The organism is Hymenobacter telluris (genome assembly GCF_017313265.1).
GTDB lineage: Bacteria > Bacteroidota > Bacteroidia > Cytophagales > Hymenobacteraceae > Hymenobacter > Hymenobacter telluris.
Map to the genome: position 1 here is coordinate 76,741 of NZ_JAFLQZ010000020.1, position 18,363 is coordinate 95,103.

General features: G+C 58.7%; 15 protein-coding genes. 12 read left to right on the forward strand and 3 right to left on the reverse strand.

Translation table 11 applies throughout. From position 1 onward, the window contains the following. Positions 1–117: 117 nt before the first annotated feature. From J0X19_RS21610 to J0X19_RS21635, 6 genes are all read left to right on the forward strand, one after another. A complete protein-coding gene (locus tag J0X19_RS21610; protein ID WP_206986496.1) occupies positions 118–663 on the forward strand; it encodes a DUF1599 domain-containing protein in 546 nt (181 codons plus the stop codon). Positions 664–802: 139 nt separating this feature from the next. After that, positions 803–1,903 carry a BT_3928 family protein gene (locus J0X19_RS21615; RefSeq protein WP_206986497.1) on the forward strand — a complete coding sequence of 367 codons (1,101 nt, stop codon included), beginning with the start codon at positions 803–805 and terminating at the stop codon, positions 1,901–1,903. Between the two features lie 95 nt (positions 1,904–1,998). Beyond that, positions 1,999–3,054: an ABC transporter permease gene (locus J0X19_RS21620; protein ID WP_206986498.1), complete on the forward strand. Its 1,056-nt coding sequence runs from the start codon at positions 1,999–2,001 to the stop codon at positions 3,052–3,054. 153 nt (positions 3,055–3,207) lie between these two features. Continuing rightward, entirely contained in the window at positions 3,208–3,729 is a 522-nt protein-coding gene (locus J0X19_RS21625) for a shikimate kinase (protein WP_206986499.1), read from the forward strand. A 136-nt stretch (positions 3,730–3,865) separates the two neighbouring features. Further along, positions 3,866–4,477: a sterol desaturase family protein gene (locus J0X19_RS21630; protein ID WP_317194803.1), complete on the forward strand. Its 612-nt coding sequence runs from the start codon at positions 3,866–3,868 to the stop codon at positions 4,475–4,477. A gap of 273 nt (positions 4,478–4,750) precedes the next feature. Then, complete coding sequence (locus tag J0X19_RS21635; protein ID WP_206986501.1) at positions 4,751–7,177, forward strand: T9SS type A sorting domain-containing protein; 2,427 nt, start codon at positions 4,751–4,753, stop codon at positions 7,175–7,177. 89 nt (positions 7,178–7,266) lie between these two features. Here the strand turns inward: J0X19_RS21635 and J0X19_RS21640 are convergent, their stop codons facing one another. From J0X19_RS21640 to nhaA, 3 genes are all read right to left on the reverse strand, one after another. Next, complete coding sequence (locus tag J0X19_RS21640; RefSeq protein WP_206986502.1) at positions 7,267–7,440, reverse strand: hypothetical protein; 174 nt, start codon at positions 7,438–7,440, stop codon at positions 7,267–7,269. Positions 7,441–7,621: 181 nt separating this feature from the next. Further along, positions 7,622–8,449 carry a phosphatase PAP2 family protein gene (locus J0X19_RS21645; RefSeq protein ID WP_206986503.1) on the reverse strand — a complete coding sequence of 276 codons (828 nt, stop codon included), beginning with the start codon at positions 8,447–8,449 and terminating at the stop codon, positions 7,622–7,624. 180 nt (positions 8,450–8,629) lie between these two features. Next, positions 8,630–9,946 (reverse strand): Na+/H+ antiporter NhaA, encoded by a 1,317-nt coding sequence (gene nhaA / locus J0X19_RS21650; RefSeq protein ID WP_206986504.1) that lies wholly within the window; start codon positions 9,944–9,946, stop codon positions 8,630–8,632. 173 nt (positions 9,947–10,119) lie between these two features. Here nhaA and J0X19_RS21655 point away from each other — a divergent pair, with 173 nt between their 5' ends. From J0X19_RS21655 to J0X19_RS21680, 6 genes are all read left to right on the forward strand, one after another. Then, a complete protein-coding gene (locus tag J0X19_RS21655) occupies positions 10,120–11,475 on the forward strand; it encodes a sigma-54-dependent transcriptional regulator (protein ID WP_206986505.1) in 1,356 nt (451 codons plus the stop codon). A gap of 517 nt (positions 11,476–11,992) precedes the next feature. Continuing rightward, the gene (gene kdpF, locus J0X19_RS25260) at positions 11,993–12,070 is read left to right on the forward strand and encodes a K(+)-transporting ATPase subunit F (RefSeq protein ID WP_394369129.1); all 78 of its coding nucleotides are present in this window, start codon (positions 11,993–11,995) and stop codon (positions 12,068–12,070) included. An 88-nt stretch (positions 12,071–12,158) separates the two neighbouring features. Next, positions 12,159–13,859 carry a potassium-transporting ATPase subunit KdpA gene (gene kdpA / locus J0X19_RS21665; RefSeq protein ID WP_206986506.1) on the forward strand — a complete coding sequence of 567 codons (1,701 nt, stop codon included), beginning with the start codon at positions 12,159–12,161 and terminating at the stop codon, positions 13,857–13,859. A gap of 202 nt (positions 13,860–14,061) precedes the next feature. After that, positions 14,062–16,107, forward strand: coding sequence for a potassium-transporting ATPase subunit KdpB (gene kdpB, locus J0X19_RS21670; protein ID WP_206986507.1), 2,046 nt, complete (start codon positions 14,062–14,064; stop codon positions 16,105–16,107). Positions 16,108–16,406: 299 nt separating this feature from the next. Next, positions 16,407–16,982, forward strand: a complete 576-nt coding sequence (kdpC, locus tag J0X19_RS21675; protein WP_206986508.1) for a potassium-transporting ATPase subunit KdpC — start codon at positions 16,407–16,409, stop codon at positions 16,980–16,982. A gap of 117 nt (positions 16,983–17,099) precedes the next feature. Further along, a complete protein-coding gene (locus J0X19_RS21680) occupies positions 17,100–18,242 on the forward strand; it encodes a porin (protein WP_206986509.1) in 1,143 nt (380 codons plus the stop codon). Positions 18,243–18,363: the final 121 nt, after the last annotated feature.

Genomic DNA, 18,363 nt, shown 5'->3' on the forward strand with positions numbered 1-18,363 from the left:
TGTCTTCGTAGGATAGTTCTGATAAGGCGGGAGAGATGCTTCGACAAGCTCAGCATGACGAGCTGGTAGGCGGTAAGCAACGTGCCAAACGTCACCCAACAAAATAGGCGTAAAAACTTGGAGAATCAAACCCAACTCGAATACGACCAGATAATCAAGCAGTGCCGGACGCTGTTTCTGGCGAAAGCCCACGACTACGGTACCGCGTGGCGCATCATGCGCCTGCCCAGCATCACCGACCAGATTTACATCAAGGCCCAGCGCATCCGCAGCATCCAGGAGAAAGGCACCCAACTAGTAGCCGACGACGTGGACGGCGAGTTTGTGGCCATCATCAACTACTGCGTCATTGCCCTGATGCAGCTGCGCTTATCTGCTGACGCGCCCCTCGACCTGGACCCTGCTGCCGTGGCCGAAGCTTACGACCAGGAAACCGCTGAAAACCGCCGCCTGCTGTTCGCCAAAAACCACGACTACGGTGAAGCCTGGCGGCAGATGCGCATCGAGAGCATCACCGACATCATTCTGATGAAGCTGCACCGCACCAAGCAGATTGAAGACCTGGCGGGCCGCACGCAGGTATCGGAAGGCGTGGAAGCCAACTACCGCGACATGCTCAACTACGCGGTGTTTGTGTTGATTAAAAAAGGGTTTAGTGCCTAGTGCTTGGGGCGTAGTGCTTAGGCGGCATCGAAATGTGCTGTTTCGTTGAGTAACTTGCACAGCCTAGCATCACGTAGCCACAATCCACGTTCCGGAATCGACGCTAAGCACCAGGCACCAAGCACTACGCACTACCTACATGAAACAAATTACCCGAATCTGCTGGCTGCTGCTGGGCGTGATATTTATCTTCTCGGGGCTGATTAAGCTGAATGACCCCGTGGGCACGGCCCTGAAGCTGGAAGAATACTTCGAGGTGTTTGCCGAAGATTTCGGCCGGTTCTTCCTGGCGTTCAAGCCCTACTCCCGCACGTTCAGCATCGTGCTCAGCTCCCTGGAAGTGATACTGGGCGTGGCCCTGCTGCTGCGCTGGATGCTGCGCAAAACGCTGTGGGTGCTGCTGGCGCTGCTGGTGTTTTTCGGGTTCCTCACGTTCTATTCGGCGGCCTTCAATAAGGTAACGGACTGCGGCTGCTTCGGCGACTTTATCAAGCTCACGCCCTGGACTTCGTTCTTTAAAGACTTGTTCTTGCTGGGGCTGTGGGCCGTGGTGTTCCTGAACCAGCGGTACTTGCGCCGGGTATTTGCCAAAGGCCAACTGGGCGTGATGTACATCACCATTGCCTCGGCGGTGGCCATTGGTATTGGGGTGCGCGCGCTGGGGCACTTGCCGTACTTCGACTTCCTGCCTTACAAGGTTGGCAACAACATCGGGCAGCTGATGAAGCCCTCGGCGCCTATTCGCTACAAGTACATGATGGAGCGCAACGGCGAAACCAAGGAGTTTACTGAGTACCCCACCGATTCCACCTGGAAATACAAGGAAATGGTGGCGCTCAACCCCGAAGCCAGCCCGAAAATCACCGATTTCCGGGTGTGGAACGACGACGGCGACTTCACGCAGGAGCTGCTGCAAGGCAACCGGCTGATTCTGATTGTGCAGGGCACCGAAAAGGCCGACCGGGACCGGTTCAAGCTAATCAACCAGCTGTTTGCGGCGGCGCAAAAGTCGCGCAAGCGGATTTCGGTGCTGGTACTCACCAGCAGCAGCCCCGCCGCCTTCGACGCCTTCCGGCACGACGTAAACCTGGCCGCGCCGTTTTACTACGCCGATGCTACCGTGCTTAAATCCATGATTCGCTCGAACCCCGGCCTGATTCTGCTGCAAAACGGCACCGTGAAAGGCAAGTACCACTACCACGACATTCCGGCCATCGGCGACGTGGAGAAGAAATTGTAATTCGGTTGCTAGTTATGAGTTGCCGGTTGTCAGTTCGCGCAATGATCCGCAACAGATAACTCACAACCGGCAACCGGCAACTCACAACTGACAACTTGGTTTCCTTCGTTTTTCGTCGTCTGGGGCAGGGCCTGCTGATATTAGCGGGCGTAGCGTGCACGGTGTTTTTTCTGTTTCAGGTGCTGCCCGGCGACCCGGTGGCGCTGCTGGCCGGCCAACGTTCCGATGCCGCCACCCGCGCCGCCATTGCCGCCGACCTGGGCCTCAACGAAAGCATGCCCGTGCAGCTCGGCGGCTACCTCAACGACATCTCGCCGCTGGGCGTGCACCCGCGCGACTCGGCGGGCGTGGCCAAGTACGGCGGCGTAACGCTGCTGCCACTAGGCGAGAAGGCCGTGGTACTGAAAGAACCGTATCTGCGCCGCTCGTTTCAAAGCAACAAAGCCGTGCTCAGCATCCTGCTCGACCACTTCACGGGTACGCTCTGGCTGGCCCTAGCGGCTATGCTGTTGGCGGCGGTGCTGGGCATTGCCTTCGGGGTGGTGGCCGCTCTCCGGCCGCATTCCTGGCTGGATAGAACTTTGATTACCACGTCGGTGCTGGGTATTTCGGTGCCGTCGTTTGTGGCGGGTATCCTGATTGCCATTACGTTCGGGTTCTACTGGAGCCACTGGACCGGCCTCAACCTCACCGGCCAACTCTACGAAACCGACCCGTTTACGGGCCGCCACTTGGTGCTGCGCAACCTGCTACTGCCGGCTTTTGCGCTGGGCATCCGGCCGCTGGCGGTTATCACGCAGCTCACCCGTTCCTCCATGCTCGATGTGCTCAGCCAGGACTACATCCGCACGGCGCGGGCCAAAGGCCTGTCGGGGTACCGGACGGTGGTGGGGCACGCCCTCAAAAACGCCTTGAACCCGGTGGTAACGGCCGTATCGGGCTGGCTGGCCTCCCTGATGGCGGGGGCGTTTTTCATCGAGTACATCTTCAACTGGAAGGGCCTGGGTACGGTCACGCTCCGCGCGGTGGAGAACCTGGATTTTCCGGTGGTAATGGGTTCTACCATCTTTATTGCCGCCCTGTTCGTGCTCGTCAATATTGCCGTGGATGTGCTCTACGCCGTGCTCGACCCGCGGGTACGCCTGAGTTGATATGCTAATTTGTTGATGTGCTGATGTGCTGATTGGTACTTGTTGGTTGTTGATAGATATTTCAACCGAAAATGCCCACTTGCCAATCAACAAGTACTAATCAGCACATCAGCACATCAATAATCAACACATCATCAATCAGCAAATCAAAAAATGCGCCTTTACCTGATTGGCATGCCGGGAGCCGGCAAAACCACCCTGGGCCGAGGGCTGGCCGTGGCCTACGAGGTGCCGTTCGTGGACCTCGACGAGGAAATAGTGCGCCAGGAAAACCGAAGCATCCCGGAGATTTTTGCTGCCGAAGGCGAGGCTTATTTCCGCCAGCGCGAGGCGGCGGTGCTGCGCGAGGTGATAACCCGCCACGAGCGAATGGTGCTGGCTACCGGCGGCGGCACGCCCTGTTTCCACAACAGTTTGGAGGTGCTACTCGAAACCGGCCTGACGCTGTACCTGGAAGTGCCGGTTGAGAAGCTGGTGAACCGCATACTAGCCGTGCGCAACAGCCGCCCGTTGCTGGCCGCCGCCCCCGATACGGCCGCGCTGACTACGCAGCTAACTGAAACCTTACGCTTCCGGAAGCAGTTTTATAGCCGCGCGCCGCTGTGCTGCCAAGCGGCTAGTTGCACGGTGCATGCCGTGCGTCAGTTGGTGGCGCAGTACCAGGCTTCGGCCTGATTACGGGTATCGTCTCGAACCTTTGTGCTGCGTTGCGTACTTTTGTCCCCAGAAAATAAGCATAGTATCTACGATGTCACTAGAAACTGCGACTTCCCCTACACCGACTCCCACGGTGGCCAAAGCGCCTGAGAATGTGAAGCCTAAACATAAGGGCTCGGCGCAGCTGTTCAAGAATCCGGTGCTGGAGCGTCTTTCGCACACGCACATTGCCCTCCCGACTTCGATTTTCATTATCACGGCCGGCGTGAGCCTGTACTATGGCATCACGCAGGGCTTCACCACCGGGCTGGCGGCTTTTGGGCAGTTTTTGGGGGGCTGGTTCCTGTTCACGTTTGTGGAATACGCCATGCACCGCTACCTCTACCACATTCCGGCTACCACGCCCGGCCGCATCAAGTTTCAGTACACCATGCACGGTGTGCACCACGAATACCCTAAAGACAAAACCCGGCTGGCTATGCCGCCTATTGTAACCGTATTTGTGGCGTCGTTGCTGTTCTTCTTGTTCCGCTTCATTTTTGGTAGCGCCGCATTTGGCGTACTGGCTGGCTTCGTGTTCGGCTATGCATTATACCTGTTTGTGCACTACGCCATTCACATGTACGCGCCACCAAAGAACTTCCTGAAAGTATGGTGGACGCACCACGCCCAGCACCATTATCGGCAAGACGAAATTGCGTTTGGCGTGAGCAGCACCCTCTGGGACCATATTATCGGTACCATGCCCAGCAAGGCCAAGAAGTAGCCTTATTTCAGCTGCCAGTTAAATTAATGATAAAAAGACCTGTCAATCATTGGCAGGTCTTTTTTTGTATTTAACAGTTTGAATATATGTTCTGATTGTTTTTAAATATTTCACTAAATAATAAAATAGATTTCTGAAAATAGGTCTAAATGGCTGTTTAAAGGCATTTTAAGTTGAAGTGAAGTTATACTATCCGTAGATTTCGGAAATTAATAGGATGCCGTTGAGCTTGTGCTTTACCACTTGTATTTCCTGAAAACTACTTCTTATTATATGAAAAAAATCTACAGCTTATGCACCGCGCTTTTAGGCGTCGGACTTAGCAGTATGCCCGTTGCGGCCCAACACACCTGGACGGATGCCACCAACTTGGTTCCGTACACCCAAAACTTCAACAGCCTGACGGGTACGGCCAGCTTCGCCAACAATACCACGGCTAACCTGCGCGGTGTGTACGCGGAGGCCGAATTTCCGGCCTTCACGTATTCGCCGCCCGCATTTACCGCCAACGACGGCTCCAACACCAACGCCAACTACTACCACTTTGGGGATGCTACAGGGCCCACCAGCACCGACCGCTCGTTTGGGGGCATTGCCGCCACTACCACCGGCGACGGGGTGGGGCATGTAGGCATCCGGCTGAAAAATGGCACCACTACCACCATCCGCAACCTGGATGTTGTGTACGCCATGGAGCACTGGTACAACTCCGGCAAGCAGGACCGGGCCCGCGTAGATGTGTCGTACCGGAAGTCGGCAGTAGGGGGCACGGTGACGAGTTTGTTTAATAGCTCCGGCACCTGGACCAGCATTGCCGACCTGGGCGTAGATGCCCCTTCCACGGCCACCGTTATTGCCAGCCGCGACGGTAACTCGCCCACCAACCGCCGGGTGCGGCAAACCACGCTGAGTGGTATCGATTTGCTGCCGAACCAGGAAATCATGATTCGGTGGACTTACGTGCTCAACAACACCACCAACGGCAACGGGTTGTCGATTGACGATGTAACCATATCGGCGTTTACCAACGTTTTTTATTCGAGTTCGACCCTCAACACCAACCTGGACGACGCCAGCACCTGGAGTACAACCGCCGACGGTACGGGCGCACGGCCCGGCAACTTCAGCTTCTCGCTGCCCAACGCTACGTACTACGTGCAGGGCAACACCACAAACTCAAATAACAGTGCCAGTCGCATTGGAAGTGTCTCTGCCAATTCCACCTGGACAGTAAACGGGGCCAACTCCAAGATTGTAGTAGGCTTACCGGGGGCTACTACCGCCACCCCCAGCCGGCTCTACCTTGCCAACAACGACTTCATTGCGGGGCGGGTGGAAGTGGAAGCCAACGCCACGCTATCCATACAGCAACCCGCCTACGCCTTCACGTTCGGGGAGCTTGACCCGGCCAGTACCGTGGAATACATTACCACTGGCAACTCCATGAACATTGCGCCGGTAGCCTACGGCAATCTTAAGGTTTCCGGGGCTTCGGATAAGCTGTTGATAGGCAATACGCTGGTAAACGGCAATCTGATTTTTGCTAGCATCAACGGGTCGGCGGCCCCCGACCTAGTGTTGGGCGGCCACAACCTGACCTTGCAGCGGGGCAGCCAGATTCAGGGCTACACCTCCACTGCGTTTGTGGTAACCGACGGCAAAGGCACGCTCAGGCAGTCGGTAGCCAACACCGGGGTCGATGTGCTGTTTCCGGTGGGCAGCTCGGGCAGCAGCTACACGCCAATTTGGCTGCAACAGCCCAGCAGCACCACCGCCCGCAACGAGGACGTATTTTCAGTGCGGGTGCTTGATAAGATGTACACCAACTACGATGCCGAGGAGAATGGCACGGTGGAAGTGCTGAACCAAAACGTGAAGAAAACCTGGCTCGTAGACGAGGAAGTGGTGGGCAACTCCAACGTAACCATGACGTTGCAGTGGAACAATGCCGACCAGATGGCAGGCGGGGCCGAGGGCACCACCTTCGACCGGAGCAAGAGCTACATCAGCCACTACATCAGCACCGGCGCTAAGCCCTACTTCGACAAGTCGGCTCCCAAGGCAGCTGTGGCGGGCACCGTGGCCAATAGCTACAAGCTCACCCGCGCGGGGTTGACCACGTTTTCGCCCTACGCAGTGTCGTCTAACGCGGCGGCGCCGCTGCCCGTGGAGCTGGTTGCTTTCGGGGCCGAGCGGAAAGGCCAAGGGGTAGAATGCAGCTGGAAAACGGCTTCTGAAAAAAACAACAGCCACTTTGATGTGGAACGCAGCCGCAATGGCCAGCAGTTTGAAAAGGTGGGTAAAGTGACTGGCGCAGGGTCGTCGGCTGGTAGCCATAGCTATAGCCTGTATGATGCCCAGGCCCCTAACAGCACCCTCTATTACCGCCTGCGGCAGGTTGATTTTGACGGCACCGCTACCTATTCGCCGGTGGTGGTCGTGCAAGGCTGCTCTACCTGCGAGCCACTTCAGGCTACGTTGGCCGTTGTGCCAAACCCCGGCACCGGCTACGTGCGTGTGCTGGCGTCCAATGGGGCGGCTATTCCGCTGTTCGGCACGCTGTACACTGTGCATGGCGCCGCCCGCCTGCACCTGACCGGTGTCACGGCCCTCGATCTGCACAACCAACCGGCCGGGGTGTATGTGCTGCATCTGCGCACCGAGCAAGGCCCCGTTTCGTTGCGGGTAGTGAAAGAATAGCCAGCTTCCGGCCGGTGAAGGTACCATATGCAAAAAGGCGGCTTCCTGCGCAGGAAGCCGCCTTTTTGTATTCTGTATACTGACAGCCGTTAGCGGCTGCGCATCTTGGTGACGATAAACCACAGGAGCAGTACCACCAGGAAAACCCCGATGAGGCCCGTCCAGGCGCCGGCTTTGAAGATGGTAGCAATGGCGTCGCAGCTGCTGACGGAAAACATCAGCGCGAGCAGGCAAAACGCGAGTATGGGACGGTAAGTGGTCATGGCAGTGTGGATGAGGAAAGGAAGAGAGAGTCTGCTTCAGCGTGGAGCAATACCAGTAGATACTGCGTCCGTTGGAAAAAGTTGGTTATCAGTTGCGAGTTGCCGGTTACCAGTTGTCAGTTCGTTCTTCCTTGGCAACTGGCAACTGGCAACTGGCAACTGGCAACTGGCAACCGGCAACTCACTTAGTGGGGCGCCAGGTGAAGGTGAGGCCGGTGGCGCCTTGGTAGTACAGGGGCGAGAAGCTGGTGCCTTCCAGCAAGCGGGGCTTGCGGCCCCAACGGTTGCGGTGCGACAGATACGCCAGGTGCGCCGACAAGATGCCGAAGCCCGCGCCAGCCACCACGTCGCTCTGCCAGTGCTTGTTGTTGAGCATGCGCAGCGCCGCCACGCTGGTGGCAATACCGTAGGCCCCCACCCCGTACCACTGGCTTTTGTCGCGCAGCTCGGCGTGCACGATGCTGGCAGCCAGAAACGCCTGCGCCGTGTGGCCCGAGGGAAAGGAAAGCCGGTCGGAGGCGTCGGGGCGGGCCACGTTGGTCAGGCGCTTGGTCAGGAACACGCTGCTGAGCATGAGGGCCTCGGCCTTGCCGATGAGCAACAGCGTGTTGATCCGGTCGTTGCGCGACTCCACCCCGGCCAGCGAGACGGCCGCCAGCTCGAAGTACGGGGCCACAATCAGGATGTCATCCACGCGGGTGCGGAAGTTGGGAAACTGCTTCTGGATGTCGCGCCGGGCGTCGTAGCTGCTGTAGAAGCCGTTGTTGTTGATGGTGCTGATGCCGTAGCCAATCATGAGGGCCGGCACAATGGTGGCTTTCACCAGCTTGCCTTTGTACCAGGGCTTTGCCACTGGCTGAGAAACGCCGTTGGGGTTTTCATATTTGCGCAGCGTATCCGTGTCAGCGGCGGGCGGCGGGGTGGCAGCGGGAACCTGGGCGTAGGCGGGCAGAAACGACCCTGCTAGTAGCAGTAAAGCCGTGGTATGGGCTAGTAGAAAGGAGCGCATTCCGAAGAAGTAAAAACAAAAATCACGCAGTGAAATATGCTTCTACGCAACTCGGCAGCCGGTAGCGAACTGTGTTAAGAAATTGTGAACAACTTCGTGGTTGAGCGCCAGGTAAGCACTTGCTACATAGCCGACTGGCTAGGGGTAATGGTCCGCTACGGTTGCTAAGCGGCAGCGGCATTAGGGTGTAACGGCCTTGGGAGTAGAGCGCAACAGCAAGTAGCCCACGGTACCCGAAGTAAGCGAGGCCAGCAGAATAGCCAATTTGGCCACGGCTTCGCCTTCGGAATGCTCGCCCAGCGCCAGTAGCGTTACAAATAAGGCCATAGTGAAGCCGATGCCGGCCAGAATGCCCGCGCCCCACAGGTGCCGCCACGTGACGCCGGTGGGCAGCGCGGCCCAGCCCAGCCGCACGGTAATCCAGGAAAAAAAACCTACGCCCAACGGCTTGCCTACTATCAGCCCCGCCATGATGCCCAAAGCCAGTGGCGAAAGCAGTTCTTCGAACACCGAGGCATCGATTACCAGGCTGGTGTTGGCGAAGGCGAACAGGGGCATAATGCCAAACGCAACGATGGAATGCAGGCGCTGTTCCAGTTTCTGAGCCGGCGAGCTAATGGTGTCCGACAAGTGCTCCAACTCTTCGCTGATGGTGCGCGGGTCGGCATCGGCGCCGTGCACCTCGTGGTTGATAAAGCGTAGCCGCTCATCCAGCAGGCGCAGCAGCGCGGCCCGTTCGTGGCCAATGCGGGAGGGGACGGCCAGCGCCAGCAACACCCCCGCTATAGTGGCATGAATACCGGACTCCAGCGTGAAGTACCACAGCACAATGCCTAGGGTTACGTAGAGCCATAAGTTGCGGAACCCGAGTAGGTTAAGCGCAATAAGCGTAGCCCAGGTACCCAGCGCCAGGTACAGGTAGTTCAGGTGCAGCTCGGCCGTGTAGAAGCCCGCAATAACCAGCACGGCGCCCAAATCGTCAACGATGGCCAGGGCCGTGAGGAACACTTTCAGGCCCAGCGGCACCCGGGAACCCAGCAACTGCAGTACGGCCAGCGCAAACGCAATATCGGTGGCCATTGGAATGCCCCAGCCGCCCGCCGTAGGCGTGCCGTGGTTGAATACTGTGAACAGCAGTGCCGGCAGCAGCATACCGCCAACGGCCCCCGCAATAGGCAGGGCGGCTTGCCGTACCGAAGCCAGCTCGCCCTCCAGCACTTCCCGCTTGATTTCCAGCCCCACAATCAGGAAAAACACAGTCATCAGGCCGTCGTTGATCCAGTGCAAGAGGCTTTTGTCCAGCACAAAGCCGTTGAAGGCAATGCGCAGGTGCTCTTCCCAGATAGTGGGGAAATACTGGGCCACCCCCCAGTTGGTATTAGCCAGTAGCAATGCCAGCAAGGCGCTGGCCATCAAAACAATACCGCCAGCTGCTTCTCGACGAAAGAATTCAGCAAACGGCCGCACCAGCGGACGAATAAGTTGAGCAACGGCCATACCAGATGATTGAAAAGTGCGTGACAGGCACTGCGTCTCTACGCGGAAATAGTACTTGATGACGAAGAAAACCTCTTTGGCGTGAAGTGCTTGTCTACCAACACAGCGAAGGTAGGTGCTTTGGGTGGTAGGCAGGTTTTGTGTACTCTTGCGCCTTGTCTTGCCGGTTACTCATGCCCCAGTCCAATACCATCCTGCTCATCGACGACGAAAATAGCCTGCGCCAAGTGGTGGGCCGGGTGCTGGAGCTGGAAGGCTACACGGTGCTGATGGCGGCCAACGCCCAGCGCGGCCTGGAAGTCCTGCGCCAGCACGCCGAGGAAGTGCTGGTGGTGCTGTCGGATGTGAAGCTGCCCGACGGCCACGGCCTGAGCTTGCTGCCGCGCTATAAAGCCGTAGCGCCGCTAGCTGAAGTAATCCTGATGACGGCCTACGGTACCATTGCCGACGGGGTGCAGGCCATGAAATCGGGCGCCTTCGACTACCTCACCAAAGGCGACTCCGACGACCAGCTGCTCGTGGTAGTGGAACGGGCCGCCGAAAAAGCGCGCCTGCAACGCCGCGTAGCCGAGCTGGAAAAGCAGTTGGCCCCGCAGTTCACCTTCGACTCCATGATTGGGCACTCGGTGCCGCTTACCCAGGCCAAAGCCCTGGCCCTGCGCGTGGCCCCCACCGACAGCACCGTGCTGCTGGAAGGCCCCACGGGCTCGGGCAAGGAACTGTTTGCGCAAGCCATTCATGCCGCCAGTCCGCGCCGCAGCAAACCGTTCGTGGCCGTCAATTGCAGCGCCTTTCCCAAGGATTTGCTGGAATCCGAGCTGCTGGGCTACCGCAAAGGGGCTTTTACCGGGGCGCTGGCGGATAAGCGCGGGCTGATGGAAGAAGCCAACGGCGGCACGCTGTTTCTGGATGAAATAGGGGAGTTGCCGCTGGAGCTGCAAGCCAAGCTGCTGCGGGTGCTCGAAACCCAAAGCTTCACCAAAATCGGGGACACCAAGCCTATATCGGTGAACGTGCGCATTGTGGCCGCCACTAACCGCAACCTGCGCCAGGAAGCCGACGAAGGCCATTTCCGCCCCGACCTGTACTACCGGCTGGCCGTGTTTACGGTGGCCGTACCGCCCCTCAACGCCCGGCGCGACGACATAGAGCCCTTGGCCACCTACTTCCTGCACTTCTACGCCGCCAAGCTGCGCAAGCGCCTGCGCGGCCTGGAGCCGGAAGCTCTAACGCAGCTTCAGCGCCACGACTGGCGCGGCAACGTGCGGGAGCTGAAAAACGTGCTGGAACGCGCCGCCATCCTCGCCGACACCGACACGCTGACCGTGGACGACCTGCCCACCGAATTCCAGTATTTCACGGCGGAGCCAGCCTCCGATGAAGCCTCCGACAAAACCCTGCGCACCCTGGAAAAGCGCCAGATTCGGGTGGTGCTGCAAGAAACCGGCGGCAACAAGATGGAAGCCGCCCGCCAGCTCGGCATCGGCACCAAAACCCTCTACCGCAAAATTCAGGAGTACGGCCTGTAGAGACGCCACACTTGGCGTCTCATCGTTGCTGATATTATTTGGGCGAACGGTCGATGTAGAGACGCATACTTGCGTCTCGTCGTTGCTGAGGTTGTTATAATCGTGCGGGTCCGGTCGTTCAACGCCGAGACGCAAGTATGCGTCTCTACACCGGGCCTGGCAATAACAACCTCAGCAATGCCGAGACGCCAAGTATGGCGTCTCTACACCGTTCAAACCGGGTTATTCTGACCGACGCACCGGGTCAGAATGACCCGGTTTTTTTATGTCTGCATAGTTCTGTAGTCGCTGTGTTGGAAATGTATCTGCTGATAATCAGGGTGATATGATGGATTGGGTGCGGTGAGAAGCAAATCGGGTCGGGATTGGCAAATGGGAATGCGCACGTCAACAATCTGGCACTTATGGCACCTGCTCTTATGATTCCATTGCTTACCGCGGCCGGCTGCGCTGGCTTCTGGCTCTTCTTTAAATCCGTCGAGTTCTTCGACCACATCTAGCCCCGGCCTTCCCCATGATGATTGCCCTCTTTGTCTTGTCGCTGGCCGTGTTTGGCTACCTGATGTACGTGCTGCTCAAGCCCGAACGATTCTAACTTTTTGGGTTGCTGGCTTCATCGAGGAAGCGCCCTGGCCGCTACCGCCTCATGGAAACCGGCAACCAGCCCCGCATTTTCAACTGATATGAATTCTGAACTACTGGGCATCATCGGCACCTACTTACTGACGCTGGTGCTAGCCATTCCGCTGGGTGGTTATCTGGCGCGTGTGTTCAAAGGCGAAAAGAACGCCCTGGATTTTTTGGCTCCTCTCGAACGGGGCGTGTTTCGCCTTTCCCGCATTGATGCCAAGCGCGACATGACCTGGCAGCAGCACATGGTGGCGCTGCTGACCATCAACTTGGTGTGGTTCCTACTGGCCATGGTGGTGCTCTGCACGCAGGGCGCCTTACCGCTCAACCCCGACGGCAACCCATCTATGACGCCTGATCTGGCATTCAATACGGCCATTTCGTTTCTGGTGAACTGCAACCTCCAGCACTACTCCGGCGAATCGGGGTTGAGCTACCTCTCGCAGATTGTGGTTATCACCTTCCTGCAATTCGTGTCGGCGGCTACGGGTATTGCCGCGGCCGTGGTGGTCATCAACGCCTTGCAAACCCGCACCACCGACAAGCTGGGCAACTTCTACCACTACTTCGTGAAGAGTGTCACGCGGCTGCTGCTGCCCGGCTCCCTGGTGGTGGCGCTGCTACTGGTGTTCAACGGCACCCCCATGACCCTACTGGGCAAGCAGCAGCTCATCACCGTGCAGGGCGATTCGGTGGCCGTGTCGCGCGGGCCGGTGGCGGCTATGGTGGCCATTAAGGAGCTGGGTACCAACGGCGGCGGCTTCTTCGGGGCCAACTCGGCGCACCCCCTCGAAAACCCCAACTACCTCACCAACGCCACCGAAAACATTGCCCTGACTATCATTCCGATGGCCATGATTTTCGCGCTGGGCTTCTACCTGAAGCGCCGCCGCTTGTCACTGATGATTTTCGGGGTCATGACCATCGGTTTCCTGGCGCTGCTGGCCCCTACGGTGTACTACGAGCTGCACGGCAACCCCGCCCTCCGCCACCTGGGCATCGACCAAAGCCTGGGCGCGCTGGAAGGCAAGGAAATGCGCTTCGGGGCGGCGGCTTCGGCCTACTGGTCTATCACCAACACCATTATCAGCTGCGGCTCCGTCAACTCCATGCACGACTCGTTCATGCCGATTTCGGGGCTGAGCCAGCTGCTGGGCATGATGACCAACGCCTTTTACGGCGGCTGCGGCGTGGGTTTGCTCAACTTCTTTGCCTACCTCATCATTGCCGTGTTTGTGGCCGGGCTGATGGTGGGCCGCACGCCCGAGTTTCTGGGCAAGAAGATTGAGGCCCGCGAAATGAAAATTGCCGTCATCGTGACGCTGCTGCACCCGCTGCTGATTCTGGCGGGTACGGCCCTGGCCGCGCACACCTACGCGGGCAACCCCACCGAATACGCCGGCTGGCTGGCTAACCCCGGCTTCCACGGCTTCTCGGAAATGCTCTACGAATTCACGTCCTCGGCTGCCAACAATGGCTCGGGCTTCGAGGGCCTCGGCGACAACACCCCGTTCTGGAACATCAGCACCGGCGTGGTGCTGCTGTTGTCGCGCTTCCTGCCCATCATCGGGCCGGTAGCCATTGCCGGCCTGCTGGCTCGCAAGAAATACACCCCCGAAGGTGCCGGCACCCTCCCCGCCGACACGGCCACCTTCGGGGTAATGGTGCTGGCCGTCATCGTCATCATTGCCGCCCTGGCTTTCTTCCCGGCCCTGGCCCTGGGCCCGCTGGCCGAGCATTTCTCGCTGTACTAACCAGAACGAAAACTCCCCTCCTCAGATGAGGAGGGGATGCGGCGGCGCAGCCGACGCTGGGGTGGTTGACCTCGTTGCTGATGTTGTTTAGCTGAACAAGGAAGCAACTCCATTCAACAACGTCAGCAACGATTGGACCACCCCGCCCTTCGGGCACCCCTCCTTGAAAAAAGGAGGGGAACTACACTTCCTGCTTAAAAAAATGGCCTCCAAATCTCAATCCTTATTTCAACCCGAGCTGCTAGCCGAAGCCGTGAAACAGGCGTTCGTGAAACTCGACCCGCGCATCATGTTCCGCAATCCGGTGATGTTCACCGTGGAAGTCGGGACGGTGGTGATGCTGCTCGTGACGCTGGGGCTGCTGGTGCAGCCGGATGCCGCGCAGGGCAGCTTCGGCTACAATTTCACCGTGTTTCTGGTGCTGTTCCTGACGTTGCTGTTCGCCAATTTCGCCGAGGCCATTGCCGAAGCGCGCGGCAAAGCGCAGGCCGAAAGCCTGCGCAAAACCCGCGAGGAAACCCCCGCCCGCGTTATTGATGCTGATGGCCGCGAGTCGGCGGTTTCCTCCTCCCAGCTTCAGAAAGGCCAGATTTTCCTGGTGGAAGCCGGCGAAATCATTCCCACCGACGGCGAGATTATCGAAGGCCTGGCCACTATCGACGAGTCGGCCATTACCGGCGAATCGGCCCCGGTGATTCGGGAAGCAGGTGGCGACAAATCCAGCGTAACGGGCGGTACCAAGGTGCTGTCGGACCGGATTCGGGTGGTGGTGACGACGGCGCCCGGCGAATCGTTCTTGGACAAGATGATTGCGCTGGTGGAAGGCGCTTCGCGGCAGAAAACGCCCAACGAAATTGCCCTCACCATTCTGCTGGCGGGCTTCACGCTGGTGTTCGTGATTGTGTGCGTGACCTTGGCGCCGTTTGCCGATTACTCGAAAACGCCCATTGCCATTTCCGCATTCATTGCCTTGTTCGTGTGCTTGATTCCGACTACCATTGGCGGTTTGCTCTCGGCCATCGGTATTGCGGGCATGGACCGGGCGTTGCGCGCCAACGTCATTACCAAGAGCGGCAAAGCTGTGGAAACGGCCGGCGACATCGACGTGCTGCTGCTCGACAAAACGGGCACCATCACCATCGGCAACCGCAAAGCCACCCACTTCTGGCCCGCCCCCGGCGTCGATGAGCGGCAGTTCATCGAGTTTGCTACCGTCTCGTCGCTCACCGACGAAACGCCCGAAGGCAAGAGCATTGTGGAGCTGGCCCGCGAAAAGCAAGTGGACCCGCAAGCCCTGCGTAGCCGCCTGGATGGGGCCGAACTCATCAAGTTCACGGCCGAAACCCGTAGCAGCGGCGTGACGCTCGCCAACGGCACCCGCATCCGCAAGGGCGCGTCCGATGCCATCCGCCAGCTGGCCGTAAAAGCCAACCAGCCCTTCCCGCAGGAAGTCACGCAGCGCACCGACGCCGTAGCCAGCAACGGCGGCACGCCGCTGGTCGTCAGTGAAAACGACCGGGTGCTGGGCGTGGTGGAGCTGCAAGACATCATCAAGCCCGGCATTCAGGAGCGGTTCGAGCGGCTGCGCAAAATGGGCATCAAAACTGTGATGGTCACCGGCGACAACCCGCTCACGGCCAAGTTCATTGCCGAAAAATCGGGGGTTGACGACTTCATTGCCGAAGCCAAGCCTGAGGATAAAATGACCTATATCCGCAACGAGCAGCAGCAAGGCAAACTGGTAGCCATGATGGGCGACGGCACCAACGACGCCCCCGCCCTGGCCCAAGCCGACGTGGGAGTGGCCATGAACTCGGGTACCCAAGCCGCCAAAGAAGCCGGCAACATGGTCGACCTCGACAACGACCCCACCAAGCTCATCGAGGTAGTGGAAATCGGCAAGCAGCTGCTCATGACCCGCGGCACGCTCACCACCTTCAGCATCGCCAACGACGTGGCCAAGTACTTCGCTATCGTGCCGGCCTTGTTTATGGTGGCCATTCCGGCCCTTGGCGCCTTGAATATTATGGGGCTGAAGTCGCCGCAGTCGGCCATCCTGAGCGCCGTGATTTTCAACGCCATCATCATCCCGGCCTTGGTGCCGCTGGCCCTGCGCGGCGTGGCTTACAAACCCATCGGGGCCTCCGCTTTGCTGCGCCGCAACCTGCTCATCTACGGCCTCGGTGGCGTTATTGTCCCCTTCATCGGCATCAAGCTAATTGACTTGGTAGTAGGGGCCTTTTTGTAAGTGTAACTGATAACAGAACGATAATTCCCCTCCTCAGATGAGGAGGGGACGCGGTAGCGAAGCTGCCGCAGGGGTGGTTGACCTCGTTGCTGATGTTGTTTGTAATGGACGACCTGGCAGCGCGATTCAACCGCCAAATGAAACATCAACTCAACTTTCCGCCGATTCACGCGCAAGTCGTTCAGGCGGCTTTACCACCCCGCCCTCCGGGCACCCCTCCTTTCAACAAGGAGGGGAACTAGCTTCTAGTCTTAGCTCATAGAGCTAACCGATTCTAGCTTCTAACTCCTAATCTTCTCATGAAAAATAACCTGCTTCCTGCTTTTCGTCTTTCCTTGGTCATGCTCGTGCTGTGCTGCGTGGTGTACCCGGCCATTGTGTGGGGCGCGGCGCAACTCTCGCCGGGCAAGGGGGAGGGTGTCCAAGTGAGCCATAAAGGCCGTGTGGTGGGCTTCGCCAACGTAGGTCAGAAGTTCGACCGGCCCGAGTATTTCAATACCCGCCCTTCCGCCGTGGACTACAACGCCAGCGGCTCGGCCGGCTCCAACAAAGGCCCGAGCAACCCCGACTACCTGAAAGAAGTGCAGACCCGGGCCGGCGCTTTCTTGCAGCAAAACCCCACGGTGCCGCGCAACCAAGTACCAGCCGAGCTAGTCACGGCCAGCGGTTCGGGCCTCGACCCGCACTTGTCGCCGGCCGGGGCGTATGCGCAAGTGGAGCGGATTGCTCGTCTGCGTGGCTTGCCGGTGGAGCAGGTTCGGGAGCTGGTGAAAAGCCACATCGACGAGCCCATCATCGTGTTCTTCGGTCCGGCCACTGTGAACGTACTGCGCCTGAACCTGGCCCTGGACGAGCTGGCGCCTGTCCGCAAATAACGGTGCAGGTGCCCGGCACATTTCATTCTTCCCACAGCATCACCTAAACAGCTAGTTTGCCTGCTTATCGGCAGCAACTTCAGCCTCTATCCGCCTTGTACCCGTAGGCGCTCCTGCATGAACTACCAATTGACCTTGGGCCTCGCCCTCACTGCCGCTACTGTCACCACCAATACGCTGGCGCAGACCACTTCGGCAACGGATACCGCGCAGGTTGTAACGCCGCAAGTTGCGCCCGCCGAAACCACGCCGAACCCACTGACTTTCTACGGCTTTGTGGATGGCTACTACGGCTACGATTTCAAGCACGCCGCCACCCAGGACCGCCCCGGCTTCCTGTACTCGCACGACCGGCAAAACGAGTTTACCGTCAACAATGCCATCCTCGGGATGCGCTACGACAACGGGCAGGTGCGCGGGGCGCTCGGGCTGCATGCCGGCTCCTACGTGACGGCCAACTACGCCGCTGAAGACCAGGTGTTCAAGCACCTCTACGAAGCCTACGCCGGTTTCCGGCCGTTCGAGAAGGCGTGGCTGGACGCCGGTATTTTCACCTCGCACATCGGGTTCGAGTCGGCCATCAGCAAAGACAACTGGACCCTGACCCGCTCCCTAATGGCCGAAAACTCGCCGTACTACGAAGCCGGGGTGCGCTTCACCTACGAGGTAGACCCCAAGCTGACCCTGACCGGACTGGTACTGAACGGCTGGCAGAACATCCGCGAAAACAACCAAAAAAAGGCCATTGGCACCCAAATTCAGTGGAAGCCTACCGATAAGCTGCTTGTCAACAGCAGCACGTTCTACGGCAACGAGCAACCCCAGGACCTGGCCCGCCGCCGCCGCTACTTTCACGATTTCTACGCCACCTACGCCGCCACCGACCGGCTGAGCTTGGCTGTGGTGTTCGACGTGGGCAAGCAGGAACGCGCCGAACGGGGCGGCAAAGACGACACCTGGCACACCGGCGCCGCCTTCGTGCGCTACAAGCTCACCGACAAGTGGAGCACCACTCTGCGCGGCGAGTATTACAACGCCGACCGGGGCGTGCTGATCAGCTCGATTTCGCCAGCGGCCAACGATGCTGATTTCAAGGTACACGCTGCTTCCCTCAACCTCGATTACGCACCTGCCAGCAACGTGGTAGTGCGCATCGAAGGCCGTGGCTTCCGCTCCCCCCAACCCTTCCTAACCGACCGCAACAACCAAACCACCGACAACTACGGCAACATCACCTCAAGCATTGCCATTTCGTTTTGACACTTCAAAACGTCATGCAGAAACGCAGTTGAAGTGTCCCGCTTGGCTTCGTTGAACGGTGTAGAGACGCGACCCTTCGCGTCTCGGCGTTGCTGATGTTGTTTACCTGAATGGACCAAAC

What these genes read in the sequence shown, in the direction of transcription:
- J0X19_RS21615 (WP_206986497.1), top strand. Translation starts at nt 803, where the DNA reads ATGAAACAAATTACCCGAATCTGCTGGCTGCTGCTGGGCGTGATATTT.
- J0X19_RS21625 (WP_206986499.1), top strand. Translation starts at nt 3,208, where the DNA reads ATGCGCCTTTACCTGATTGGCATGCCGGGAGCCGGCAAAACCACCCTG.
- J0X19_RS21635 (WP_206986501.1), top strand. Translation starts at nt 4,751, where the DNA reads ATGAAAAAAATCTACAGCTTATGCACCGCGCTTTTAGGCGTCGGACTT.
- J0X19_RS21640 (WP_206986502.1), bottom strand. Translation starts at nt 7,440, where the DNA reads ATGACCACTTACCGTCCCATACTCGCGTTTTGCCTGCTCGCGCTGATG.
- J0X19_RS21645 (WP_206986503.1), bottom strand. Translation starts at nt 8,449, where the DNA reads ATGCGCTCCTTTCTACTAGCCCATACCACGGCTTTACTGCTACTAGCA.
- nhaA (WP_206986504.1), bottom strand. Translation starts at nt 9,946, where the DNA reads ATGGCCGTTGCTCAACTTATTCGTCCGCTGGTGCGGCCGTTTGCTGAA.
- J0X19_RS21655 (WP_206986505.1), top strand. Translation starts at nt 10,120, where the DNA reads ATGCCCCAGTCCAATACCATCCTGCTCATCGACGACGAAAATAGCCTG.
- kdpF (WP_394369129.1), top strand. Translation starts at nt 11,993, where the DNA reads ATGATTGCCCTCTTTGTCTTGTCGCTGGCCGTGTTTGGCTACCTGATG.
- kdpA (WP_206986506.1), top strand. Translation starts at nt 12,159, where the DNA reads ATGAATTCTGAACTACTGGGCATCATCGGCACCTACTTACTGACGCTG.
- kdpB (WP_206986507.1), top strand. Translation starts at nt 14,062, where the DNA reads ATGGCCTCCAAATCTCAATCCTTATTTCAACCCGAGCTGCTAGCCGAA.
- kdpC (WP_206986508.1), top strand. Translation starts at nt 16,407, where the DNA reads ATGAAAAATAACCTGCTTCCTGCTTTTCGTCTTTCCTTGGTCATGCTC.
- J0X19_RS21680 (WP_206986509.1), top strand. Translation starts at nt 17,100, where the DNA reads ATGAACTACCAATTGACCTTGGGCCTCGCCCTCACTGCCGCTACTGTC.